The organism is Phenylobacterium sp. (assembly GCF_037189685.1).
In the GTDB taxonomy this organism is placed as follows: domain Bacteria; phylum Pseudomonadota; class Alphaproteobacteria; order Caulobacterales; family Caulobacteraceae; genus Phenylobacterium.
On record NZ_JBBCIT010000036.1, the window covers coordinates 1 to 23,752 of the forward strand.

Consider the following 23,752-nt stretch of genomic DNA (forward strand, 5'->3'; position numbering starts at 1 on the left):
CCCCGCGCCGGCCGGCCGGGCCCCGCGCCGCCAGAGCCTGGGCCGCCGCGGCGCCGCGGCGCGGATGCGGCCCACCAGCGCCGCGGACGCGCGCGGCGCCGGCGCCGCATCCAGCCATGCGTCCAGGACGGACGCCTGGGCGAGGACGGCCGCCGCCCGCGCCGGCTCGACGGCCATGAACGCAGCCGCAGCGTCGCGCTCGGGCAGGGGCCAGCGCGCAACGTCCCCGCCGTAGGCGTCGGCCAGCTCCGCGAACCGCTCAGGCGTCATCTCATCCCTCCCTCAGATCGGCCAGCGCCGCGCGCAACGCGCGACGCCCCCGCGACAGCAGGCTCTCGAGCGCCTCGACGCTGACGCCCATCACGGCCGCGGCCTCGAGGTTCCCCAGTTCCTGATAGTGGCAGAGCACCAGCGCCTCGCGCTGGCGGTCGGGCAACGCCTGCAGCGCCGCATCCACCCGCCGCCCCACGTCCTGCGCCTCCAGCCCCCGCTCCGGGCCCGGCCCCTCGTCGGCCCGCTCGGGCGGCTCGGCCACCGCCAGCTCGCGGCGGCGGCGCAGGCGATCGTAGCAGAGGTTCAGCGCCACCCGGTGCAGCCAGGTGTCGAACCGCGCCGCTCCGGGGCGCCACCGCGGCGCCTGCTTCCAGATGCGGACGAAAGCCTCCTGGGCGACATCCTCGGCCTCGGCCGCGTCGGCCAGCATCCGGCCGGCCAGCGAGAGCAGGCGCGGGAGCTTTCGCCCCACGAGCGCGCGCGCGGCCGCGGCGTCGCCGCGCGCCACCCGCGCCAGGAGCTCCTCGTCGGACTCCCCCAAACCCACCCTCGCCTTCAGCTCCGGGTCGGGCGCTATTTCGGGGCCGGACCACGCATCCTCTGCTGCATCATGCGCAGCTCGTCCTTCGAGAGCCAGCCGTCCTTGTTGGCGTCGGCCGCCTGGAAGCGGCGTTCGGCCCCGGCGTTCATCTCGGCCCGGGTGACGGCGCCGTCCTTGTCGGCGTCCAGCCGCATCAGCATCTGGCCGCCGCCGCGGCCGCCCGGACGCCCCTTGGCGACGGCGTCGATCTCGGCCTGGGTGATCCGGCCGTCCTTGTCGGCGTCCAGCCGCGCGAACAGGCGATCGGTGCGCTGCGCCTGGGCGGCCTTGAATTCGGCCAGCGTCACCTTGCCGTCCCGGTCGGCGTCGGGGTCGGGCCCGCGGCCGGGCTGGGCGGCGACCGAAGTGGCCAGGAGGGCGACAGGGGCGACGACGGCGGCGATGAGAAAGCGGTTCATGAGTCCTCGATGACTTGGGCAGCCCACCCGAAGACTTCCACGCGCGACGGCGGACATTCCGTCGCTAGCTCTTCACCACTTCCGAATAGGCGGTCCGGGCGGCGGCCTGGACCTCGGCGAGCCGCGCCTCCAGCGCCTTCAGCGTCTTGACCCCGCCGGCCCGCGCCAGCAGGGACTGGAACGCCTTCGGCTCCTTGTCCGGGGCGGGATCGTCGCCGAGCGCCACCTTCAGGAGCTGCGTCAGGTCCTGCTGGAGCCGCCAGGCGTCGCAGAGGGCCGAGAGCTGGCCGGCGCTCGCCAGGCCCGCCTCGCCCAGGGCGGTCAGCGCCTCGGCGGTGTTGGTCCGCAAGGGGCCGCCCTCGTCGGCCTGGGCCAGTTGCAGGAACTGGGCGGCGAACTCGATGTCGACCAGGCCGCCGGGCTTGAGCTTCAGGTCCCACGGCCCCTTCGGCGGGCGCTCCTGCTCCAGCAGCTTGCGCATGTCGCGCACGTCCCTGGCCGTCTTCCGGCGGTCGCGCGGACGGCGAAGGGCGGCCTCGATGGCCGCCTGGGCGTCGGCGGCGAAGTCGGGGGTGGTGGCCCAGACCACCCGCGCCCGCGTCAGGGCCAGCAGCTCCCAGGTCTCGGCTTCGCCCTGGTAGTAGTGTTCGAAGGCGGCGAAGCTCACCGCCACCGGCCCCTTGGTGCCCGAGGGCCGGAGCTGCATGTCCACCTCGTAGAGCTGCCCTTCCGCGGTCGGGCTGGACAGCGCCGCGATCAGCCGCTGGGTGAAGCGGCCGTAGAAGGTGGAGGCGTCCCAGCCCTTGGTCGCCGACATCGCGACCGGGTCCGCCGCGCGATAGAGGGTCATCAGGTCCAGGTCCGAGCCGGCGCTCATCTCGCGCGAGCCGCACTTGCCCAGGGCGACCACCGCCACCTCGCCCGGGAAGTCGCCGCCCATGCGCGCGGCCTCGGCCAGGGCCGCCGGCGCCAGGGCCTCGATGCAGAGGTCGGCAAGGTCGGCGAAGGCCCGGCCGGCGGTCTCGGCGGTCGCCGTCCCGCTCATCACCTGCACGCCCACGCGAAAGCTCTGCTCGCGGTGCAGACGCCGAACCACGTCCATCGCCGCCTCGAAACCGTCGGCCCGCGCGACCGCGGCCGCCATGCTCGCGCGCTCGTCGGCGATCTCGATGGGCGCGAAGAAGTGCGGGTCCAGCATGGCGTCGATGGCCGCCGGCCGCCGCGCCAGGGTCGAGGCCAGCCGCGGCGCGAAGGCCAGCACCTGCACCACCAGCTCGAACAGCTTCGGCTGCGCCAGGAACAGCGACTGGAGCTGCACGCCGGTCGAAAGACCGCCGAAGAAGTCGCAGAAGCGGTTGAAGGCCACGTCCGGGGCGCCGGTGGCGTTCGCCGCCTCCAGCAGCCGCGGCGCCAGGCGCGTGAACAGCTCGCGCCCCCGCTCGGTGCGCGTGGCCGCCACATGGCCGTGGTGCCAGGACCGGATGGTCTGCGACACCCGCGGCGGGCTGGAGAAGCCCATCCGCGCCAGGGTGGCCAAGGTTTCAGGATCGTCGTCCACCCCGGTGAAGACCAGGCTGCCGAACCTGGAGGACAGCGACTCCTCGTCGGGAAACAGCTCGCCGTAGCGGGCGTTCACGGCCTTCAGCGTACGGGTGATCTCGGCGTCGAAGCTCCTGAGCGGCGCCTCGCCCGACAGCGCCGCCACCCGGCGCCGATCGGCGTCGGACTCGGGCAGCTTGTGCGTCTGCTCGTCCTCCAGCATCTGGATGCGGTGCTCCACCGCGCGCAGGCGGCGGTAGGCCTCGGTGAGTTCGGCCGCGGCGGCGTCGGCGACATGGCCCGCCGCGCGCAGGGCCTCCAGCGCGTCCAGTGTGCGCGAGCTGCGCAGCTCGGGATGACGGCCGCCCAGGATGAGCTGCTGGGTCTGGACATAGAACTCGATCTCGCGGATCCCGCCGCGCCCCAGCTTCAGGTCGACGCCCTTGGCAGAGACGCGCTCGTCCACCTTGTGGGCGTGGATCTGCCGCTTGATCGAATGGATGTCGGCGATGGCGGCGAAGTCCAGGTTCTTGCGCCAGATGTAGGGGACCAGTTCGCCCAGGAAGTCGGCCGCCGCGATCCGGTCGCCCGCGCAGGCGCGCGCCTTGATGAAGGCCGCGCGCTCCCAGTTCTGGCCGACGGTCTCGTAGTACTCCAGCGCCGCGGGCACGGGCATCGCGGGCGGCGTGGACGACGGGTCGGGCCGCAGGCGCAGGTCCATGCGGAAGACATAGCCGTCGGCGGTGCGCGCCTGCATCAGATCCGAGACCCGCTGGGTCAGGCGCACGGCGAAGGCCAGGGGCTCGACCCCTTCGGCCAGGGCGGGCTCCAGCAGGTCGGGATCGAAGAAGACCGAGACGTCGATGTCGCTGGAATAGTTCAGCTCGAACGCGCCCTGCTTGCCCATCGCGATGCAGAACCAGCCGGGAACGGGGCCACAATCGCCCTCGCCGAGGGCCCTAAGGCGACCGGCCTCGACCTCGCCCCGCGCCGCACAGGTCAGCGAGGCGGCCACCGCCGCGTCGGCGAACCGGGTCAGCGCGCCGGTGACGGCGTCCAGGTCCCAGGCGCCGCCCAGGTCGGCCAGGGCGGTGAGCAGGTGCAGCTCCTGCTTGAGCCGCCGCAGCGGCGCCTGAGCAGCCTCGGGCGCCAGGTCGGCCACCGCATGGGTCCGGGCGAGGATCGTCTCGAGCCGCGCCTCGGGCGCGTCGGCCAGCAGTTCGGCCAGACGCTGAGGATCCCGCCGGGCCAGGCCGGCGAGATAGGGCGAGGCGCCGAACACCGGCGCCAGGGACGGCCAGGCCGCCTCCAGATCGGCGTTCCAGACGGCGGCGGCCACGATCTCGCGCGCCCGCTCGGCCGCCTTGGCGTCGAGGACGGGACCGCAGGGCGAAAGCCGGTCGACGAGACGGCGCGGTTCTGAAGCCTGGGGACTCATGGCGCCCATCATCCGAAGCTCGGGGGGCGCGCGCAATGAACCTCTACCGGCGGCTCCTCGGGGGCGCGAACGGAGTCAGGCGCGCGGGAGGATGAAGGCCACCCGGAGGCCCGGCCCCATCTCGCCCACCTTCCCCGGCCCTTCCGACAGCTCCAGCCGCCCACCGTGCGCCTCGGCGACCGCGGCCACCAGCGACAGGCCCAGGCCCGCGCCCGGCTGGCTGCGGCTGTTCTCCAGGCGGACGAACCGCTGGATGACCCGCTCGCGGTCCTCGTCCGGCACGCCCGGCCCGGTGTCGGTGACCGAATACTCCACCTCGCCCGACGAGCGGCGGCGCACGCGCAGCATGATCGCGCCGCCGGCCGGCGTGTACTTGATGGCGTTGTCCAGGAGATTCGAGAGCGCCTGGGCCAGGAACTCGCGGTTGCCGCGGACGCCCAGCTCCTTGGTGAGTTCGGCCTGGAACTCGATGTCCTTCTCCTCGCAGAGCGGCTCGTAGAGTTCAGAGATGTCCGCCGCCAGGTCGGCCGGATCGAACAGCACCGGGTCGGGCGCGGTCCCGGCGGCCTGGAGCCGCGCGATGGACAGGACCGCGCCGAAGGTCTTCAACACGCCGTCGGTGTCTTCCAGCGCCTGGCCCAGCGCCTGCTCCGGGTCGCCCTTGCCGGCCTCGACGTCGAGATAGGCGGTCTCCAGCCGCGCCCGCAGCCGGGTCAGGGGCGAGCGCAGGTCATGGGCGATGGCGTCGCCCGCATGCTTGTGGCCGGCCATCGACCGTTCCAGGCGATCCAGCATGTCGTTCACGCCCTGGGCCAGTTCGTCGAACTCGTCGCGGGCGCCGCGGACGTGGGCGCGGACTCCCTGCTCGCCGTTGCGCACGCGCTCCACCACGTCGATCAGGCCCACCATGGTGCGCGAGACGTTCCGGCTGACCAGGACGCCCCCGGCCAGGCCCAGCAGGACCACCAGGGCCGCCGACGCCCAGAGCGCCCGCACCACCCGCGCCACATAGGCCTCGTCGTCGCCCGCGTCGGCGCCGACGAACAGCGTCTCGCCGCCGCTCAGGCGCTGCTGGAGCCCGCGCGCGGGATGGCGCACCGTCCGGCCCTCGGCGTCCACGTCGGTGACCTGGAACGTCGCCCAGGCCGGGGCGCCGGCGAAGTCCTCCACCGGGCTCTCCTCGATCGAGCCCGAAATGCGCCGGCCGTCCGGCGTCAGCAGCAGGTAGAGGAAGGGCTTCTCGCTGGAGGCGCGCTCGATCAGCGACTGGTTCACTGCATCCACGCCGGCGCGGTCGTAGACGTCCACCAGCGAGCGCATCTCGCGGCGGATCTCCTGGTCGGTCCGGCGCGTCGCCTCGCCGGCGGTAGCGATGTAGATATAGGCCAGGAAGGCCGAAGCGGCGCTGGCGAACAGCGCCAGGAACAGCAGCGTCAGCCGGAACGGCGTCGTCCGGAAAATGCGCGGGAGCTTTACGGCCATCTAGCCACCCCCGCGGCGCGACAGCGCCGCAGGATTCGAACCCCGGAAAACACAGAAGGGCGTCGTGTGAGCCCCGCGGCCGGGCTTCGATACTTTTCTGTGACTTCTGTGTTTTCGGTGGTTCAAGTCTTCAGCGCCTTCGGCGCGTTCCGCCTCATCGCTGGAGGAAGGGCGTTTCGGCCCTAGGCGTCCAGCCGGTAGCCCGCGCCGCGGACGGTCTGCAGCATGGGCCGGTCGAAACCCTTGTCGATCTTCGAGCGCAGGCGGCTGACATGGACGTCGATGACGTTGGTCTGCGGGTCGAAGTGGTAGTGCCAGACCTTCTCCAGCAGCATGGTCCGCGTCACCGACTGGCCCGCGTGCCGCATCATGAACTCCAGGAGCTGGAACTCGCGCGGCTGGAGGTCGATCTCCTTGCCCTGGCGGTGAACGGTGCGGGCGATGAGGTCCATCTCCAGCTCCCCCACCTTCAAGAGGGTCTGAACCGAGCCGGTCTCGCGGCGGCGCGCCAGGGCCTCGATCCGGGCGATCAGCTCGGCGAAGGCGTAGGGCTTGACGAGGTAGTCGTCGGCGCCGGCCTGGAGGCCGTCCACCCGGTCGCCCACCTCGCCCAGCGCCGACAGGAACAGCACCGGCGTCCGGTCGCCCTCTCGGCGCAGGCTCTCGACAAGCTGCACGCCGTTCATCTTCGGCATCATCCGATCGACGATCATCACGTCGAACTCGGCCCCGCGGGCGGTGGTCAGTCCGGCCTCGCCGTCGGGCGCGCGGACGCAGTCGTGGCCGGCCTCGGTGAGGCCCCGCGCCATCGCTTCGGCCGCTTCGAGGTCGTCTTCGACGATCAGGATCCGCATCTGATTCCCGCCCTGCTGAAGGACGAGACTAGCCCGAAATCCGGATGGGCAGGAAGTTGGTGCGGCCGCTGCGGAACACGCCCACAACGACGCTCGACCGCCCGGCCTTCTTCGCCTCCTCGACCACGGCCGACAGCTCGGCCGGCGTCGCCACCGGACGCCCGTTGGCCAGGGTGATAACGTCGCCGCGCCGCAGGCCCTTGCCGGCGGCATCCGAGTTCTGGTCCACGTTCTGCACCAGCGCGCCGCGGACGTCGGCCGGAAGGTTCAGCCGGTTGCGCGAGGCCTCGTCCAGCGGACCCAGGGACATGCCCAGGACCGGCGCCACCGCCGGCGCGGCCTGCTGACCAGGCCCCGGACGCCCGGGCGCGCCGCCCAGGTTGTCGTTGGAGGCCAGCTCGCGCTCGGACGGGCGTACGCCCGTGCGCACCTCGATGACGCGGCGCTTGCCCTCGCGGATGACGTCCAGGCGCAGGACGTCGCCGGCCCGCACGCGCGCCACCTGGCGCGTCAGGTCGGACGAGCTCTTCACCGCCTGGCCATTCACGCCCACGACCACGTCGCCCACCTGGACGCCCGCCCGCGACGAGGGACCGCCCGCGGTGACGTCGGCGACGATGGCGCCGCGCTGGTCGCCCAGGCCCTGGGCCTCGGCCATCTCGCGGTTGAAGTTCTGGATGGTGGCGCCGATGTAGCCGCGCTCGATCTTGCCGCCCTTCATGAGTTGGCGCGTCACCGAGTCGGCCACCTCGGAGGGGATGGCGAAGCCGATGCCCACCGAGCCGCCCGAGGGCGAGAAGATCGCCGTGTTCACCCCGATCACCCGGCCGTAGACGTCGAACGTCGGGCCGCCCGAGTTGCCCCGGTTGATGGGCGCGTCGATCTGGATGTAGTCGACGAAGGTCTCGCCGATGTCGCGGCCGTAGGCCGACACGATCCCCGCCGTCGCGGTGCCGCCCAGGCCGAAGGGGTTGCCCACGGTGATCACCCAGTCGCCCACGCGGGGCTTGGCGGCGTTCTCGAAGTTCACATAGGGGAACGGCCCCTTGCCGCCCTTGACCTTGAGCACGGCGAGGTCGGTCGCCTCGTCCCGGCCCACCACCTCGGCGTCCAGCTCGGTCTCGTCCTTGAGGACGACCTTGATGCTCTCGGCGTTCTCGATCACGTGGTTGTTGGTGACGACGAAGCCGTCGGCCGAGATGAAGAAGCCCGAGCCGGCCGACTGCTGGCTGGGCAGGCGCGGCTGGCCCCGCTCGGGCGTGGCGCCTTCCTCGTCGCCGCCCGGCGCCTGGGGCGCCCGCGGGATCAGGAACGGCAGGCCGGGGATCTGGCGCAGGGCGCTGGTGTCGGGCCGGCTGGTGACGTTGATCGAGACGACCGCCGGCGAGACGCGGTCGAAGATGTCGGCGAACGACATGGGCGCGCCCGGCGGCGGGGCGAAGATCGGCGCGGTCGAGGCCTTGATGAGGCCGCCCTGCATCGTCTGCTCGGCCTGGGCGGCCGGCAGGCGCAGGCCCGCGCCCGCCACAGCCGCGGCCATCACGCCGGCGCCGGCGACCGCGCCCAGGAGGTAACCCGTCTTCTTCGTCGTCATAAGGCCCATGCTTTCCCTGCGCGCGGATGCTTGCGGCGCGCTCGCACAACCTAGGTCGGATGCAGCGAAGTGCAACGTCCCTCAAGTTACGTTTCTGACAGCCTCAGCGCGCGTTCGGGTCGAATGTAGGGCGGGAAGGTGTCAGCGGTCGTCACCTTGCATCAGACGGTCGAGGCGCTCGGCCTCCTCGGCGTCGAGTTCGGGCTCGGGCGCCCGCGCCCGCAGGCGCTTCAGGAGCAGGGCCGCGCCGGCCAGGACCACCAGGAACGGCCCGATCCATAGGACGAGGTTGCCGGCCGAGAAGCTGGGCGCCAGCAGCACGAACTCGCCGTAGCGGTCGGTCAGGAAGCGCTTGATCTCGCCCTCGCTGCGCCCGGCCTTCACCTGCTCGCGCACGATCATGCGCAGGTCGCGGGCCAGTTCGGCGTCGCTGTCGTCGATCGACTCGTTCTGGCAGACGAGGCAGCGCACCTCGCGGAAGATCTCCCGCGCGCGGGCCTCCTGCGCCGGATCGGGCAGGCGCTCGGCCGGGTCGGACGCCGCGCCGAGGCAGAGCGCGGCCGCCAGAGCCGCGACCAGCGCGGCGCGGGGAGATGTCCAGGGCGTCACGTCGCCGGCTCCCGCCGCCGCCCGACGCCCAGGCGCAGGCGGCGGTCGGACAGCGACACCAGCCCGCCCGTGGCCATCAGGGCCGGGCCGAGGAAGATCAGGCTGGCCCAGGGGTTCCAGTAGGCGCGCACGAGGAAGGTGGGCGACGCCGGATCGCCCCGGCGTTCGCCCAGCACGACGTAGACGTGGCTGAGGCCCTGATAGCAGAGGCCCACCTCGGTCGTGGTCTGGCCGCCGGCGGTGTAGAGGCGCCGCTCGGGCGCCACCCGGCAGATCTCGCGGCCGGCGCGGGTGACGGTGAGCGCGCCCCGGTCGGCGTCGTAGTTCGGCCCCGCCACCGGACGCACGTCGTCCAGCCGGACCTCGTATCCGCCCGCGTTCACCGATCCGCCCAGCGGCAGGGCCTCGGCCGCCTCGGACTTCCAGGTGGTCTCGAACACCGCGCCCAGCACGAAGACTCCCAGGCCGAGGTGCGCCAACGTCATGCCCCAGGCCCCGCGCGGCAGGCCCGTGAACCGCCGCCAGGACTCGGCGGCCGGGGCCCGGAAGGCGCGCGTGCGCTCCAGGATCTCGGCCACGGCGCCGGCGATGAGCCAGGCGCCCATCGCCACGCCCAGCGCGCCCAGCAGATGCCGCGGGCTGACGAGCGCCAGGGTGAGCGCGCCCGCGGCGGCGGCGATCAGCAGCGCCGCCCACAGCCGCTGGACCACGCCACGCGCGTCGCCGCGCTTCCAGGCCAGCAGCGGCCCGGCCGGCAGCAGGATCATCAGCCCCGTCATCAGCGGCGCGAAGGTCAGGTTGAAGTAGGGCGGCCCCACCGAGATGGCCTCGCCGGTCATCGCCTCGCGGATCAGCGGGTAGAGCGTGCCCAGCAGCACCGTGGCCGTCGCCGCCGCCAGCAGGATGTTGTTCAGCACCAGCGCGCTCTCGCGGCTGATGGGGGCGAACAGGCCACCGCGGGGCAGACCGGGCGCGCGCCACGCGAAGAGCGAGAACCCCAGCCCGGCGGTGACGCCCAGGATGATGAGCAGGAGGACGCCGCGCGTGGGGTCGACCGCGAAGGCGTGGACCGAGGTCAGCACGCCCGAGCGCACCAGGAACGCGCCCAGCATCGAGAAGCTGAAGCCCGCGAGCGCGAGGAACACCGTCCAGCCGGCGAGCGCGCCGCGCTTCTCGGTGACGATGGCCGAGTGCAGCAGCGCGGTGGCGATCAGCCACGGCATGAAGCTGGCGTTCTCCACGGGGTCCCAGAACCACCAGCCGCCCCAGCCCAGCTCGTAGTAGGCCCAGAACGAACCCAGGGCGATGCCGACGGTCAGCATGCTCCAGGCCGCCAGCGTCCAGGGCCGCACCCATCGCGACCAGGCCGCGTCCACGCGCCCTTCGACCAGCGCCGCCACGGCCAGGGAGAAGACCACCGAGAGCCCGACGTAGCCGGCGTAGAGGAAGGGCGGATGGACCGCCAGCGCCGGGTCCTGCAGCAGCGGGTTCAGCGACCGGCCCTCGGCCGGCGGCTCGGCCAGGCGCGCCAGCGGGTTCGAGGCGAAGACGGTGTAGGCCAGGAACACCACCCCCAGCGCGCCCTGCGTCGCCACCGTCACCGCGCGCAGGCCGCGGGGCAGGTCGCGGCCCAGGCCCGCCACGGCCGCGCCGAAGCCGGTCAGCGCCAGGCACCACAGCAGCATCGAGCCCTCGTGGCTGCCCCAGGTCCCGGCCACCCGGTAGAGCAGCGGCTTGGCCGAGTGGGAGTTGGCGGCCACGTTCTGGACCGAGAAGTCCGACACCACGAAGGCGTACATCAGGGCCATGAAGGCCACGGCGTTGGCGCCGAACGCCGCCAGGGCCGCCCCCTCGCCCGCGCCGGCCAGGGCAGGCGAACGGCGAAGGCGGCCCGCCGCCGACAGGCCGACCTGGACGACCGACAGCGCCAGCGCCAGGACGAGCGCGAAGGCGCCGGCTTCCGCGATCATACGCCGCCGCCCGCCTTCGCCGCGCCGCCGCCATAGGTGGACTGGCCCGCAGGCGGCCGGCCCGTGGTCTGGCCCGCCTCGGGCCGCCACTCGCCCTGTTCCTTCAGGGCGTCGGCCACCTCCTTGGGCATGTAGGTCTCGTCGTGCTTGGCCAGGACGCGCTTGGCCTCGAAGATCCCGTCGGCGCGGTACGACCCCTCGGCGACGATCCCCTGCCCCTCGCGGAACAGGTCGGGCAGGTCGCCCTGGAACACCACCTTGTCGGCGGCCAGCTTGTCCTCGACGGTGAACTCGACGCGGCCGTCGGGGTGCTTGATCACCGACCCCATCGCCACCAGGCCCCCAAGCTGGATCGCCCGGCCCGGCTCCGGCTTGGCCTCGGCCGCCTGGGAGGGGGTGTAGAACAGCGAGATCGAGCCCCGCATGCCCCAGAGCGTGAGGCCGACGGCCACGGCCACCACCGGGGCGATCACCGAGAGCAGCAGCAGGCGCGTGCGCGCCTTGCGGGACTTGGGCAGGAAACTCATCGCATGGGCTCCACTCTGGCGGCCTGGTCCAGTTGGCTCACGATATCGGCGCGGCCGGCGTAGCGCGCGCGGGCCGCAGCATAGGCCCGGTCGCGGTTCGCGGTCTCGCCCAGGACGGCATAGGCCCGGACCAGCCGGACCCAGCCCTCCGGATCGTCGGGATCCGACTTCAACCGCGCCGCCAGCCCGTCGACCATGCCGCGGATCATTGACATTTCCCGCGGATCGCCTGCCGGGGCCGACGCCCGGCCCTGGATGCGGGCGATCGACTCCTCCACGGCGCCGCGCCGCGGGTCGTCGCCGTCCATGTCGGCCAGAAGCGCGCGAAGGGCCGTCACCGCCTCGTCCGGCCGCCCCGCGTCGGCGGCGGCCTGGGCCAGGAAGAAGCGGGCGCCGGGGTTTCCGGGCTCAAGCGCCAGGAGACGACGGAACGAGGCCTCGGCGTTGGCGTCCACCTTGCCGCCCGCGGCCACGATCTCGGCCTCGCCCAGCATCTGCCAGACCTCGGGCCGCCGGGGCGCCAGCTCGGCGGCGCGGCGCAGCGCGCGGACGGCCGCCAGCGGATTCTGCGCGGCGCCCTCGACCATCCCCAGCAGGCGGAAGCCCTCGGCGTCGTCCGGCCGCTCTCCCGTCACCTGCCGCAGCACCGCCGCCGCCTCGGGCGGCGTCAGACGCATCAGGTCGCCCTCGCGCCAGGCCTTCAGGCGCGCGGCGTAGGGCTGGTCCGCCATGCCGGGCGCACCCAAGGCCAGATAGAGACCCAGCGCCAGAGCCGGCGCGGCGACGACGCCGGCCAGCACCCCCAGCCGGTGGTTCCGGGCCGCCCCGTCCTCGGACGCCCAGGCTTCGGCCGGCGCGTCGGCGGCGGCCAGCAGGCGGCGGGCGGCCTCGGCATGCGCGCCCTTGCGCTCGCCCTCCCCGATCAGGCCGCGCTCCGCCAGCTCGTCGATCTCGGCCAGCTGCCGGCGATAGAGGACGCTCGCGGTGTCGTCGTCGGTTATGGCGCCGCCGATCCGGGGGCCGGCCGTCGAGGTCGCGGCGCGCGCCGCGCGCATCAGGATCAGGCCCGCCGCAGCCGCGGCGAGGACGCCGGCCACAGCCCAGAAAAGGAACATGGCGGGGCTTTAGCCGAAAGGCCGCCGCCGCGCGAGGGCGCGGATCGTCGCCCCGGCTCCTCCAGCTACGACAGGCGCTGAGATCCGTCGCGGGCAAGCACCGGAAAATACGGAGGAATGCCGACGTCGAAGTTGCAGGGCGACGCCTCGCCGCGTTTTTCCGTGGGTACCAAGCCCGGGTGCGACCGCCCCGGGCCCGGCGCGCCGCGGAGACGACAGCCTCGCGGGGACCTCAGGCTTCGCAGGCCTGCGGCAGGTCGGGATTCAGCGCCGCATGCGCCCGGCGGCGAACCAGTTCGCCCGTCTTCTCGCCCCGGATCAGGCCGCTGAACTGCGCGGCGATCTCGAGGAACGCGGCCGCCTGGTCCGTGTCGTCGACGTCCTGCGTGCGGACGCGGTCGAGGACGGCGTCCACATAGCGGTCGAGGAACTCGCCCAGCGCCTCGACCGCCTTGTTGCGCGCGGCGGAGAAGCCCCCGTAGTTCGAGCTCAGATTCAGCCCGTCGACGAAGGTCAGCAGCGTGAGCGCGCGCTCGACCGCGTCCGCCTGCGGCGGCTCGGACAGCTGGGGCGCCTGAAGCCTTGCCTTCTGGCCGCGCGGCGTGTGGAGGGGCAGCGCCTCGCGCGCGCAGTGCTCGGCCTCGCGCATCCGGGCCTCGACCACGCCGGCCAGGACGGCCCGCTGCTTCGCCATCCGCTTGCCCCAGCCGTGGTCGCGGGGCATCTCGACGGTGGTCTCGATCTCCAGGATCTGATGCACGGTCAGGTCCACGACGCGGGCGGCCGTTTCGGCGGCGGCCCGGCCCTGGCCGGACTTCAGCGTCGCGATCGTCGCCAGAGCCGAATCGATCTCGTCCAGCAGGCCCTCGCAGAAGCCCGCCAGTTCGGAATCCCGCAGATAGCGTTCGGTCGGCTTGTCCATGACCGCCGAGATCAGCCGCATCACCATCCAGCGCTGGGCGAGCTGGGCGGCCAGCATGTGGAAGAAGAGCGGCCCGGCGTCGTCGGCCACCGCCACGGCGTCCCGATAGGCGATCCGCGCGCCGGCCGAGGTCTCCTTGCCGGCATGGGTGATCCACTCGGGCAGGCGGGGCAGCGCACGGCGCACCACCGGCGTGATGTCGAGACAGCGCGCGAACAGGTCGGCGCCGCCCGCCCGCGCCGCGTCGCAGACATCGGACGCGGCGGCATAGTCGGGGTTCCGGCGCGCCCGGAGGCCGGCGGCCGCGGCCCGCGCCAGGCGATCCTGGGCGTCGGTGACGTGATGGCACGAGAGTTCGAGCACCTCGGCCGCCTGGAGCCGCTCGATCAGATCGGGCTCCGACGCCTTGAGGCCCCGCCAGGTCGCCGCGAGCGCGCGCGCCGGAAAGGTCAGGGCGCGATCGTCCGGCGGCGGACCGCACATGGCGATCATGGGCTGGAGAATGGCGTTGCGCAGGGTCCGGTCGGCGACCTCGGCCTCCACCAACCGCCGTACGCCGCCCAGAGCGTTCGCGGAAGCGTCATCGGGAGCGCCACCCGGCGTGGCGCCCGAAAGCGCCTGGCTGAGGCTGCCCACCACATGGTCGGACGCCTGCCCGACCAGCGTGCGGACGATCTCGATCTGGCGCTCGGAAAGCGCGGTCATGCAGCCCCTTCGCGCCAAGGAACGTCGTTCGGCCAGCACCTTGGCCTGCGCGAGTTAAGGCTTTACGAAGCCTGGGTTTTCAGTCGCCCGCACGCGGCAGGTCGACGGTGACCGACAGGCCGCCCAAGGTCGAGCCGCCCAGGATCAGCGTCCCCCGGTAGGCGCGCGCCAGTTCATCGATGATCGAGAGCCCGAGACCCGAACCGGGCGCGCTCTCGTCCAGCCGCGCGCCACGGCGGACCACCTCCTCGCGCTGCTGCGGGGTCAGGCCCGGACCGTCGTCCTCCACCGTCAGGCGCAGGCGCTCGGCGCCGTCGGCGGCGGCGCGGACGCGCACGCGACCCGCGCACCACTTGCCTGCGTTCTCCATCGCGTTGCCGGCGATCTCCATGAAATCCTGCCGCTCGCCCTGGAACCACAGGTCGTCCGGGGCGTCCCAGTCGATGTCGACGCCCTTGTCGCGGAAGATGCGCTCCAGCGTGCGCGACAGTTCGTCCAGCACCTCGGCTACCGACGTGCGCTCGCCCGGCCCCTGGCTACGCGCGGCGGCGCGGGCCCGGCGCAGGTGATGATCCACCTGCTGGCGCATGACCTCGGCCTGGCGGGTGACCACTTCGGCCAGGGGCCCCGGCCGCTGGCTGGCTTCGGTCAGCATCACCGAGATCGGCGTCTTCAGCGCGTGCGCCAGATTGCCGACGTGGGTGCGCTGGCGTTCGACGGTCTCCTGGTTGTGGGCCACGAGGGCATTCAGTTCGTCGGTCAGCGGCTCCAGCTCGGTGGGATAGTCGGCCTGCAGCCGCTCGCTCTTGCCCCGGCGCACGTCCGCCACCTCGCGCCGCAGGCGGAACAGCGGCTGGAGACCCACGCGCACCTGGACGATCACCGCCAGGATCAGGCCCACGCTGAGCAGGCCGAACGCCACCGCTGTGGCCGTGACGAAGTTGCGCACCTCGCGGTCGATCGGGCGGCGGTCCTCGGCCGCCATGAAGATCACGGGGCCGTCGCGGCCGTAGAAGGTGGTCCAGCGGGCCATGACACGGACGGTCTCGCCCGGCTGCGGTCCCGCCGCGTCGAAGGCGATGGGCCTGGAGGGGTCGGCGCGCAGGCGCTGGGCCAGATCCGGGGGTTTGGCCAGTTCGGAATCCCACAGCGAGCGCGAGCGCAGGTCCTCGATCGCCTGGACACGGCCGTCCGGTCCCGGCTCGGCGATCTCCCAGTAGCGTCCGGAATAGGGGCGCAGCGCCCGCAGGTCGGTGAGCGCCGGGGCCACCACCTCGCCGTTCTCGATGGTCGAGCCGGCCAGCAGGTTGTCGATCAGGTCCGACAGGCCGGCGTCGAAGCGCCGCAGGGCCGCCTGCTGGAACAGCAGCGCCAGCACCACCGCCGAGATCACCAGCGCCGCGAAGGTCCAGCCCAGCGCCAGCAGCACCAGCCGCCGGACCAGGGAAGGTTTCGCGAAGCGGCCGACCGTCGTCACGCCTTCGCGGCTTCGGCGTCGACCTCGTCGGCCGGGCAGATCAGGCGATAGCCCAGGCCGCGCACCGTCTCGATCCGCTCGGGTCCGATCTTCTTGCGCACCCGGCCGATGAACACCTCGATGGTGTTCGAGTCGCGATCGAAGTCCTGGTCGTACAGGTGCTCGACCAGCTCGGTGCGGCTGATGACCCGGCCCTGGTGCATCATCAGGTAGTGCAACAGGCGGTATTCCAGCGAGGTGAGCCGCAGCGGCTCGCCGTTCACGCTCGCCCGCGCCGCCCGCGGGTCGAGGCGGAGACCGCCGCACGCCAGGTTGGGCGTCGCATGGCCGGCCGAGCGGCGCAGCAGCGCCCGCAGGCGCGCCAGCAGCTCCTCGGTATGGAATGGTTTGGTCAGGTAGTCGTCGGCGCCGGCGTCGAAGCCGGCCACCTTCTCGCTCCAGGCGCCGCGGGCGGTCAGGATCAGGACCGGCGTGGTCATGTTCTCGCGCCGCCAGCGCTCCAGCACCGACACCCCGTCCACCTTGGGCAGGCCCAGGTCCAGGATGATGGCGTCGTAGGGCTCGGTCTCGCCCAGGAACTGGGCCTCCTCGCCGTCGGGGGCATGGTCGACCGCATAGCCGGCGTCGGCCAGCGCCAGCTTGAGCTGGCGCGACAGGTCCGGATCGTCTTCAACAAGCAGGATGCGCAAGGCAGCGTCCCTTCCAATGGTCTAAGAGGCTAGCCCCCCTGGCGGCCCAGGATCTGACCGCTCTCGGCGTCCACAACGAACACCACCACCCTTCCGTTCTCCAGTTGCCACTGGACGTAGTAGGCGGGCCGGCCGCCGGCCTCTCCGGTCGTGGTGTTGAGGTGCCGGCCCGGATGGCGCGCCGCGATCGTCTGAAGCACGCGCGAGAGCGGAACCTGGCCCGCGCCCCGACGGCCCTGGTACGAGTCCTGGCCGAAGCCGAGGACCGGACGGCCGTACGCCTGGGCGTCCGCGAGGGACGGTCCCGCCACGACGGCGGCCAGGACGGCAAGGGCGAAGAGGCGTTTCATGGCGTCTTGACTAAGGGCGGCGGACTGAACCCCGGCTGAACAGGGATATTAGGTCGCGGTCGCCAAGCCTAGCCGTTTGACGCGGCGCATCGGGCCGGCCGCCTCTGGATCAAACCACGAAAAACACGAACCGACACGAAAAGGGGCAGGTCCTGAGAGGCCGCGAAGCGGCGCCTCTCGAATTTCAGGGAACCGCAGAAGGCACGGAACGACATGGAAGGCGAAGCTCCGCTTCTGTGTCCTTCCGTGTCTTCCGTGGCCTGCCATGACGGAGCCTCCGCCGGGCGCGGAGGCTCGGAGAAGGCCCGCCCTTCCGCGTCCGCTCGTGTCCTTCGCGGTTCTCCATCTTGCGCCTTCGGCGCGTCAGCGGCGCCTGGGCGTGTAGGGCCGCTTCGTCTTCTGCTGCTCGGCAAAGGCTTCCAGCTCGGGATCGGCGCCCTCGGGAAGGGTGACCACGAGCCGGGCGAAGAGATCGCCGCGGTGGCCCTTGGCGTCGACCAGGCCCCGGCCCTTCAGCCGCAGCCGGGCGCCCGAGTTGGAGCCCTTGGGCACGGTGACGTTCACCGGGCCGTCCGGCGTCGGCGCCTCGACCTTTCCGCCCAGCACCGCGTCGTAGAAGGTGATCGGCAGGTCCATCACCAGGGCGTCGCCCTCCCGCCGGAAGGTGGGGTGCGGCTTGAGCGCGATCTCGATGAAGGCGTCGCCGGGGCCCGAGCGGCCGGGCTGGCCCTGGCCCTTCAGCCGCAGGGTCTGGCCGTCCTGGGCGCCCTTGGGGATGGTCACGTCGATGGTGCGGCCGTCCGAGAAGGCGATCCGCTGCTTGCCGCCCCGGATGGCGTCGGTCAGGTCGATCTCGATCCGGGCGCGGACGTCCGCGCCGCGCTGGGAAAAGCCGCCGAAGCCGCCGCCCATGCCGCCGGGGCGGCCCTGCCGCCCGCCGCCGAACATCTCGCCCAGTATGTCGCCCAGGTCCGCGCCGTCGAAGGTCTCGGTGCGGAAGCCGCCGCGCGGTCCGCCCTGACCGCCGAAGCCGCCCCCCGGACCGCCCCCGGGACCGCCTCCGCCCCAGCCGGCGAAGCCGGGCGCGGTCTCGCGGCCGTCGGCGTCGATCTCGCCGCGATCGAACTTCTTGCGCTTCTCGGCGTCGCCCACGATGTCGAACGCGGCGCTCACCTTCTTGAACCGCTCCTCGGCGGCCTTGTCGTCGGGGTTGGTGTCCGGGTGGTTCGCCTTGGCGAGCTTGCGGAACGCCTTGCGGATTTCGTCGGCAGACGCGGTGCGGCCAACGCCCAGCTCCTGATAGGGGTCGCGCGCCAAGCTCGTCAGTCTCCTCGAATGCCCTTGCTCACGGTGTGAGTACTAGATTGGGCCGGGGGTTCCAGCCCGCAAGACACACTGTGACAAAATAGCCACTATTCATCGCCCCGCTCCACGACGAGGTCCCAGGCGGCGAAATCCAGGGCGTCCTCGGGATCGGCCAGCGCCGTTTCGCTGATGGTCTGTCCGCGCACCGAGACGCCCGCGCGGTGGACGCTCTCGGGATCGCCCGAGATCAGCGGGTGCCAGTCGGCGAGGTCGCGCCCCTCGTGCAGGCGGCGGTAGGCGCAGCTCCTCGGCATCCACTCCAGCGCCTCGATGTTGTGCGGGGTGAGCTTGATGCAGTCTGGAACGTGACGATGGCGGTCGGCGTAGTCGGAACACCGGCAGAGCGCCGCGTCGAACAGCTTGCAGTGGACGCGGGTCGGGATCACCTCGTCGGTCTCCTCGTCCTCGAAGCGCACCAGACAGCAGAGGCCGCAGCCGTCGCAGAGGCTCTCCCACTCCGCCACGGTCATCTGCGCCAGGGATTTGCGCCGCCAGAAGGGTTCGCCGGGCATCGCGGGGGTTTAGGCCCGCAGGCGTCGCGACAGAAGCGCGAACTGACGATCCACTTCAAGAACGTCATGGCCCGGCTTGTCCGGGCCACCCATCGGGCTGTGAACGGCGGCGTTGACCCGTAGCGTAGCCGCCGCGCCCGGATTCCATCCTCACAGTCCAATGGGTCGCCCGGACAAGCCGGGCGATGACGATCAAGGAGGAAGGAGGATGGGGATAGGGGGTGGTTTCCGCGCCCCGGCCCCGCTATCTCCCGGGCCCTCATGCGCCCACCTGTCCTGGCCCTGAAAGACGTCCGTCTCGCCGACGGCCCGCTCATGCTGTTCGACGGCGTCGACCTGGCGCTGGAGCCGCGGACGCGCGCCTGCCTGGTCGGCCGCAACGGCGCCGGCAAGTCCACCCTGCTGCGCATCCTGGCCGGCGAGATCCAGGCCGACGACGGCGAGCGCACGGTCACGCCCGGCGTGCGCATCGCCTATGTGCCGCAGGAGCCGCCGGTCACGGGCGCCACGGTGCTGGACTACGCGACGTCGGGCGGCGCCGAGCCGCACCGGGCCGAGGCCACGCTGAGCGACTTCGGCCTGGACCCCGCGACGTCCACACATGGCCTGTCCGGCGGCGAGGCCCGGCGCGCGGCGCTGGCCAAGGCCTTCGCCGAGGACCCCGACGTCCTGCTGCTGGACGAGCCCACCAACCACCTCGACATCCTGGCCATCGAGACGCTGGAGGCCGAGATCGCGGCGTTGCGCGCCGCCGCCCTGATCGTCAGCCACGACCGGGCGTTCCTGGAGCGCGTGACCCAGCGCTGCTTCTGGCTGGAGTACCGGCAGGTGCGCCGGCTGGACGAGGGCTTCGCCGCCTTCGACGGCTGGGTCGAGAAGATCGAGGCCCAGGAAGCCGAGGAGGCCCGCCGCCTGGCCCGCGCCATCGAGCGCGAGCAGCACTGGATGGCCCGCGGCGTGACCGCCCGCCGCGCCCGCAACGAGGGCCGCCGGCGCCGGCTGATCTCCATGCGCCAGGACATGTCCGACCGCATGAAGGAGATGCGGGGCGAGCTGAACATGGGGCTGGCCAGTTCGGGCGTGTCGGGCCAGCGCGTGGTCGAGGCCAAGGGGATCTCCAAGGCGTTCGGCGAGCGGACGATCCTGAAGGCCTTCTCCACCCGCATCCTGCGCGGCGACCGCGTCGCCATCGTGGGCCCCAACGGCGCGGGCAAGACCACGCTGATCAAGCTGCTGCTGGGCGAGCTGGCGCCCGACGCCGGCGAGGTGAAGCTGGGGACGAACCTGACGGTCAACTACATCGACCAGTCCCGCACCGCCCTGGCCCCCGACATGACGCTGAAGGACGTGCTGACGCCCGAGGGCGGCGACCAGGTGATGGTGCGCGGCGCGCCCAAGCACGTGAACGCCTACGCCAAGGACTTCCTGTTCCGCGACAGCCAGCTCCGCCAGCCGGTCCGCAGCCTGTCGGGCGGCGAGCGCAATCGCCTGCTGCTGGCCCGCGCGCTCGCCCGGCCGGCCAACGTCATGGTGCTGGACGAGCCGACGAACGACCTCGACATGGACACGCTGGACCTGCTCGAGGACCTGCTGGCCGACTACGACGGCACCCTGATCCTGGTCAGCCACGACCGCGACTTCATCGACCGGCTGGCCACCTCCACCATCGGCCTGGACGGGACGGGCCGCGCGGTCGAGACGCCCGGCGGCTGGCAGGACTTCGTCTCGCAGAATCCCGGCTTCTTCCGCGCCGCGCCGTCGGCCCAGGCCCAGGCCGTGCGGACGGCGGCGGCGCCCGCACGCCCCGCCGCGCCGAAGCCGCCCGCCAAGCTCTCGTACAAGGATCAGCGCCGCCTGGCCGAGCTGGAGGCCCTGATCGCCGACATGCCGGCCAAGGTGTCCGCCCTGGAGGCCGCCCTGGCCGACCCCGGCCTCTACGCGCGCGACCCGGCCGGTTTCGACCGCTACAGCCGCGCCCTGGACGCCGCCCAGGTCCAGCTCGCCGCCGCCGAGGAGGAATGGCTGGAGCTGGAAGCCCGACGCGAGACGCTGGAGGCCGGGCGGTGAGCCCCGGCCAGGTTTCCTGTGGATAACCGAGCCCATTGAACACCAACGATAACATCGGTCGCATACCGGGTTATCTACCGTTTGGTCACAGCTTTTCGACCGCCGGCCCGCGTCGGGCCTTCCGGCCTCGCTTGCGTCACAAAAGGTTCGGGCGCACCGTCCCCTTGCCGACAGGAACTGCGGCGCAGCGGACGGAAAAGCCGGCGACGGCGGACCCCGAAGCCAGCGGGCGGAGCGGCAGGTCGAAGGCCAGGAACCGGGGTGACCCGGAACCCGAACTTGAGGTCTGACGTCGGCGGTCAGGGAAAACCACGGGGCGACCCGCAAGGGACGAACCGGAACCGAACTGACAGTTGGCCTGGAAGGCGCAGATCCCCCAACGGATCTGTATGAGAGGGCGACGCACCGGGCGACCGGAGCGCCGCCCTCTTGCTATTGGACCACCCTCCGAAATTCGTATGGCCCCGATCGCCCCTGCCTCCGCCGGCGCGACATCGCGTTGCGCCGGGCGCGGGGTTCGCCCTACCTTCCGGGCGCCACGTCCGAGGGGATTCCATGAAAGCGTTGCGTTACCTGGCCCTGGCCGCCGTCGCCCTGCTGGCCGCGTGCTCGCCGGGCCAGAAGGCGGAAGAGGCGCCGAAGGCCGACGCTCCGGTCGTGATCCGCTTCGCCACCGACTGGCGCGCCCAGGCCGAACATGGCGGCTTCTACCAGGCCCTGGCCTCGGGCGAGTACGCGAAGCGCGGGCTGGACGTGCGCATGGTCCAGGGCGGACCGGGCGTGAACGTGCCCCAGCTCCTCGCCTCGGGCGCCGTCGACCTGGGGATGGGCTCCAACAGCTTCATCGTCATGAACCTCGCCCAGCAGGACGTGCCCGTGAAGGCGGTCGCGGCGTTCATGCAGAAGGACCCGCAGGTGCTGATCGCCCATCCCGACGCCGGCGTGAACTCGATCGCCGACCTGAAGGGCCGCCCGATCCTGCTGGCCGACGCCTCGGTGACCGCGTTCTGGACCTGGCTCAAGGCCAAGTACGGCTTCACCGACAGCCAGGTGCGGAAGTACACCTTCAACGCCGCGCCCTTCCTGGCCGACAAGCGCGCCGTCCAGCAGGGCTATGTCACCAGCGAACCCTACACCATCGAGAAGGAGGCGGGGCTCAAGCCCAGGGTCTTCCTGCTGGCCGACGAAGGCTATCCCGGCTACGCCACGATGGTCCTGGCGACGGACTCGCTGATCGCGAAGAACCCGGCGGCCGTGCGCGCCTTCGTCGAGGCCAGCGCCCAGGGCTGGCGCGACTACCTGGACAGCGACCCGGCCGCGGCCGACGCCCTGATCCGCAAGGACAATCCCGAGATGACGCCCGACGTCCTGACCCAGGCGCGCGAGAAGCTGAAGTCCTACCGGATCGTGGAGGGCGAGGAGGGGCTTCCCCTGGGCGCCATGACCGACGCCCGCTGGAAGGCCTTCTTCGATGTGGCTTCGTCGCAGGGGGTCTATCCGAAGACGCTCGATCCCAAGCGGGCGTACACGCTGGAGTTCGTGGGGAAGTGAGCGGCGGCGGCGCTTGCCTCCCCCATTGCGGCAGCAATGGCGGGAGGGGGATCGCGCCCAGCAGAGGGCGTGGTGGATGGGGCAAGCCCTGTCTGCTGAGTTCACGACAGCCAGGCCGATCCGCCGCGCCTGAGGTTCGCCCCCTCCACCAGCCGCTCTACGGCCGGTTCACGCCGGCCTCGGCGGCCGGTCCCCCTCCCGCCGCTTCGCGGGGGAGGTAAGGATGACCGTGGCCTCGCTGCTCGACGTCGAGGTCGACTACGATCGCGGGCGCGCGCTGGGTCCGCTGACGCTGTCGATCGGCGCGGGCGAGATCGTGGCGCTGGTCGGGCCCTCGGGTTGCGGCAAGTCGACGGCGCTGCGGCTGCTGGCCGGGCTGGAAGACCCGACCCGCGGCGAGGCCCGGCGCGCCGCCGGCCGCGGTGAGACGGCCGTGGTCTTCCAGGCGCCGACGCTGGCGCCCTGGCGCTCGGCCCGCGCCAACGTCGCCCTGCCGCTGGAACGGGCCGGAACCCCGCCCGCCGAGGCCCGCGCGCGCGCCGACGCCGCCCTCGCCCGCGTGGGCCTGGCAGGCGCCGAGGCCGCCCGGCCGGCCCAGCTCTCGGGCGGCATGGCGATGCGCGTCTCGCTGGCCCGCGCCCTGGTCACGTCGCCCCGCCTGCTGCTGCTGGACGAGCCGTTCGCGGCCCTGGACGAGATCACCCGCCGCCGCCTCGCCGACGACGTGCTGGCGCTCTGGGCCACGTCCAGGCCCGCCATCGCCTTCGTGACCCACAACGTGGAGGAGGCCGTCTACATGGCCTCCCGCGTGGTCGTGCTGTCGCGCGGCCCCGGCCGGATCGCGGCCGAGTTCGCTGTCGACGGCCCTTTGCCCCGACCCGAGGGCTTCCGCGCCGCCGAGGGCTTCCGCGCCACGGCCGAGGCCGTCTCGGCGGCCCTCGCCGAGGGGATCGACGCGTGAGCCGGATCGCGCCCCTGCTGCTGGTCGCGCTCCTGCTGGCGGCCTGGGAGATCGCCTGCCGGGCCTTGCAGGTTCCGGGCTACTTCCTGCCCGCGCCGTCCGCGGTCGCCGTGGCCCTGGCCGAGAACCTGCCCACGCTGGCCGCCGCCGCCGGCCGCACGCTCTCGACCGCCGTCCTGGCCCTGGTGATCGCCAGCGGGGTCGCGGTGGGCCTGGCCGTCGTCACCGCGTTGAGCCCCCTCCTCGACAAGGCGATCCGGCCGCTGGCCTCGGTGGTCCAGGTGACGCCCGTGGTCGCCATCGCGCCGCTGCTGCTGATCTGGGCGGGGCTGGACCATCCGGGGCGCGCGCTCGTCACCCTGGCGGTCCTGGTGGCCTTCTTCCCCATCTTCTCCGGGGCGGTCGCGGGCCTGCGCTCGGCCGACCCCGACCTCGAGCGCCTGTTCCGCCTCTATGGCGCGAGCCGGTGGCAGACCGTGCGCCGGCTGCGCCTGCCGGCCTCGGTCCCGTTCCTGCTGGAGGGGCACAAGGTGGGCGCGGGCCTGGCCCTGATCGGCGCCGTCGTGGCCGAGTTCGCCGCCGGCTCGGGCAAGGTCCAGGGCCTGGCGTGGCAGATGCTGGACGCCGGCAACAAGCTCCAGACCGACCGTATGATCGCCGCCCTGGTGGTCCTGGGCGTCATGGGCGTGGCCCTGCACGCCGCCCTGGAGGCGCTGGAGCGCGCCGGCCTCAGGTGGTGGCGGGGCCGCTGAG

20 protein-coding genes and 1 pseudogene are annotated in these 23,752 nt (G+C 72.5%); 4 read left to right on the forward strand and 17 right to left on the reverse strand.

Annotation, left to right across the window (positions count from 1 at the left end; all coding sequences use genetic code 11):
* The 17 genes and pseudogenes from WG212_RS19510 to WG212_RS19590 form a co-directional block, all read right to left on the reverse strand.
* Positions 1–270, reverse strand: a pseudogene (locus WG212_RS19510) (hypothetical protein); the annotation flags it as partial.
* A gap of 1 nt (position 271) precedes the next feature.
* Positions 272–820, reverse strand: coding sequence for an RNA polymerase sigma factor (locus WG212_RS19515; protein ID WP_337188789.1), 549 nt, complete (start codon positions 818–820; stop codon positions 272–274).
* A 26-nt stretch (positions 821–846) separates the two neighbouring features.
* Positions 847–1,272, reverse strand: a complete 426-nt coding sequence (locus tag WG212_RS19520; RefSeq protein ID WP_337188790.1) for a hypothetical protein — start codon at positions 1,270–1,272, stop codon at positions 847–849.
* A gap of 64 nt (positions 1,273–1,336) precedes the next feature.
* The gene (locus WG212_RS19525) at positions 1,337–4,261 is read right to left on the reverse strand and encodes a bifunctional [glutamine synthetase] adenylyltransferase/[glutamine synthetase]-adenylyl-L-tyrosine phosphorylase (RefSeq protein WP_337188854.1); all 2,925 of its coding nucleotides are present in this window, start codon (positions 4,259–4,261) and stop codon (positions 1,337–1,339) included.
* Positions 4,262–4,324: 63 nt separating this feature from the next.
* Entirely contained in the window at positions 4,325–5,731 is a 1,407-nt protein-coding gene (locus WG212_RS19530) for a HAMP domain-containing sensor histidine kinase (RefSeq protein ID WP_337188791.1), read from the reverse strand.
* A gap of 182 nt (positions 5,732–5,913) precedes the next feature.
* Positions 5,914–6,585 (reverse strand): response regulator transcription factor, encoded by a 672-nt coding sequence (locus WG212_RS19535; protein ID WP_337188792.1) that lies wholly within the window; start codon positions 6,583–6,585, stop codon positions 5,914–5,916.
* Positions 6,586–6,613: 28 nt separating this feature from the next.
* The gene (locus tag WG212_RS19540; RefSeq protein WP_337188793.1) at positions 6,614–8,179 is read right to left on the reverse strand and encodes a Do family serine endopeptidase; all 1,566 of its coding nucleotides are present in this window, start codon (positions 8,177–8,179) and stop codon (positions 6,614–6,616) included.
* 141 nt (positions 8,180–8,320) lie between these two features.
* A complete protein-coding gene (locus WG212_RS19545) occupies positions 8,321–8,788 on the reverse strand; it encodes a cytochrome c-type biogenesis protein (protein ID WP_337188794.1) in 468 nt (155 codons plus the stop codon).
* Positions 8,785–10,758, reverse strand: a complete 1,974-nt coding sequence (locus WG212_RS19550; RefSeq protein WP_337188795.1) for a heme lyase CcmF/NrfE family subunit — start codon at positions 10,756–10,758, stop codon at positions 8,785–8,787. Before WG212_RS19550 ends, WG212_RS19545 begins: the two co-directional genes overlap by 4 nt.
* Entirely contained in the window at positions 10,755–11,285 is a 531-nt protein-coding gene (gene ccmE, locus WG212_RS19555) for a cytochrome c maturation protein CcmE (RefSeq protein ID WP_337188796.1), read from the reverse strand. The genes WG212_RS19550 and ccmE overlap by 4 nt, the downstream gene beginning before the upstream one ends.
* Positions 11,282–12,400: a c-type cytochrome biogenesis protein CcmI gene (gene ccmI / locus WG212_RS19560; RefSeq protein WP_337188797.1), complete on the reverse strand. Its 1,119-nt coding sequence runs from the start codon at positions 12,398–12,400 to the stop codon at positions 11,282–11,284. The genes ccmE and ccmI overlap by 4 nt, the downstream gene beginning before the upstream one ends.
* Before the next feature lie 232 nt (positions 12,401–12,632).
* Entirely contained in the window at positions 12,633–14,027 is a 1,395-nt protein-coding gene (locus tag WG212_RS19565; RefSeq protein WP_337188798.1) for a hypothetical protein, read from the reverse strand.
* A 79-nt stretch (positions 14,028–14,106) separates the two neighbouring features.
* Positions 14,107–15,504, reverse strand: a complete 1,398-nt coding sequence (locus WG212_RS19570) for a sensor histidine kinase (RefSeq protein WP_337188799.1) — start codon at positions 15,502–15,504, stop codon at positions 14,107–14,109.
* On the reverse strand, positions 15,501–16,193 hold the full coding sequence (locus WG212_RS19575) for a response regulator transcription factor (RefSeq protein ID WP_337188800.1): 693 nt from the start codon (positions 16,191–16,193) through the stop codon (positions 15,501–15,503). The genes WG212_RS19570 and WG212_RS19575 overlap by 4 nt, the downstream gene beginning before the upstream one ends.
* A gap of 29 nt (positions 16,194–16,222) precedes the next feature.
* Positions 16,223–16,543 carry a PepSY domain-containing protein gene (locus WG212_RS19580; RefSeq protein ID WP_337188801.1) on the reverse strand — a complete coding sequence of 107 codons (321 nt, stop codon included), beginning with the start codon at positions 16,541–16,543 and terminating at the stop codon, positions 16,223–16,225.
* Positions 16,544–16,906: 363 nt separating this feature from the next.
* Positions 16,907–17,860, reverse strand: coding sequence for a DnaJ C-terminal domain-containing protein (locus tag WG212_RS19585; RefSeq protein ID WP_337188802.1), 954 nt, complete (start codon positions 17,858–17,860; stop codon positions 16,907–16,909).
* Between the two features lie 95 nt (positions 17,861–17,955).
* Positions 17,956–18,420, reverse strand: a complete 465-nt coding sequence (locus WG212_RS19590) for a YcgN family cysteine cluster protein (protein ID WP_337188803.1) — start codon at positions 18,418–18,420, stop codon at positions 17,956–17,958.
* A gap of 261 nt (positions 18,421–18,681) precedes the next feature.
* On the opposite strand from WG212_RS19590, the gene WG212_RS19595 reads away from it, so the two are divergent.
* The 4 genes from WG212_RS19595 to WG212_RS19610 all read left to right on the forward strand — a co-directional run bounded on the left by WG212_RS19595 (position 18,682) and on the right by WG212_RS19610 (position 23,751).
* Entirely contained in the window at positions 18,682–20,487 is a 1,806-nt protein-coding gene (locus tag WG212_RS19595; RefSeq protein WP_337188804.1) for an ABC-F family ATP-binding cassette domain-containing protein, read from the forward strand.
* 555 nt (positions 20,488–21,042) lie between these two features.
* A complete protein-coding gene (locus tag WG212_RS19600; RefSeq protein WP_337188805.1) occupies positions 21,043–22,038 on the forward strand; it encodes an ABC transporter substrate-binding protein in 996 nt (331 codons plus the stop codon).
* Between the two features lie 223 nt (positions 22,039–22,261).
* Positions 22,262–22,999 carry an ABC transporter ATP-binding protein gene (locus tag WG212_RS19605; RefSeq protein WP_337188806.1) on the forward strand — a complete coding sequence of 246 codons (738 nt, stop codon included), beginning with the start codon at positions 22,262–22,264 and terminating at the stop codon, positions 22,997–22,999.
* Positions 22,996–23,751 (forward strand): ABC transporter permease, encoded by a 756-nt coding sequence (locus WG212_RS19610; protein WP_337188807.1) that lies wholly within the window; start codon positions 22,996–22,998, stop codon positions 23,749–23,751. The genes WG212_RS19605 and WG212_RS19610 overlap by 4 nt, the downstream gene beginning before the upstream one ends.
* Position 23,752: the final 1 nt, after the last annotated feature.

What these genes read in the sequence shown, in the direction of transcription:
- WG212_RS19535 (WP_337188792.1), bottom strand. Translation starts at nt 6,585, where the DNA reads ATGCGGATCCTGATCGTCGAAGACGACCTCGAAGCGGCCGAAGCGATG.
- WG212_RS19600 (WP_337188805.1), top strand. Translation starts at nt 21,043, where the DNA reads ATGAAAGCGTTGCGTTACCTGGCCCTGGCCGCCGTCGCCCTGCTGGCC.
- WG212_RS19530 (WP_337188791.1), bottom strand. Translation starts at nt 5,731, where the DNA reads ATGGCCGTAAAGCTCCCGCGCATTTTCCGGACGACGCCGTTCCGGCTG.
- WG212_RS19595 (WP_337188804.1), top strand. Translation starts at nt 18,682, where the DNA reads ATGCGCCCACCTGTCCTGGCCCTGAAAGACGTCCGTCTCGCCGACGGC.
- WG212_RS19525 (WP_337188854.1), bottom strand. Translation starts at nt 4,261, where the DNA reads ATGATGGGCGCCATGAGTCCCCAGGCTTCAGAACCGCGCCGTCTCGTC.
- ccmE (WP_337188796.1), bottom strand. Translation starts at nt 11,285, where the DNA reads ATGAGTTTCCTGCCCAAGTCCCGCAAGGCGCGCACGCGCCTGCTGCTG.
- WG212_RS19540 (WP_337188793.1), bottom strand. Translation starts at nt 8,179, where the DNA reads ATGACGACGAAGAAGACGGGTTACCTCCTGGGCGCGGTCGCCGGCGCC.
- WG212_RS19605 (WP_337188806.1), top strand. Translation starts at nt 22,262, where the DNA reads ATGACCGTGGCCTCGCTGCTCGACGTCGAGGTCGACTACGATCGCGGG.
- WG212_RS19550 (WP_337188795.1), bottom strand. Translation starts at nt 10,758, where the DNA reads ATGATCGCGGAAGCCGGCGCCTTCGCGCTCGTCCTGGCGCTGGCGCTG.
- WG212_RS19580 (WP_337188801.1), bottom strand. Translation starts at nt 16,543, where the DNA reads ATGAAACGCCTCTTCGCCCTTGCCGTCCTGGCCGCCGTCGTGGCGGGA.
- ccmI (WP_337188797.1), bottom strand. Translation starts at nt 12,400, where the DNA reads ATGTTCCTTTTCTGGGCTGTGGCCGGCGTCCTCGCCGCGGCTGCGGCG.
- WG212_RS19565 (WP_337188798.1), bottom strand. Translation starts at nt 14,027, where the DNA reads ATGACCGCGCTTTCCGAGCGCCAGATCGAGATCGTCCGCACGCTGGTC.
- WG212_RS19520 (WP_337188790.1), bottom strand. Translation starts at nt 1,272, where the DNA reads ATGAACCGCTTTCTCATCGCCGCCGTCGTCGCCCCTGTCGCCCTCCTG.
- WG212_RS19590 (WP_337188803.1), bottom strand. Translation starts at nt 18,420, where the DNA reads ATGCCCGGCGAACCCTTCTGGCGGCGCAAATCCCTGGCGCAGATGACC.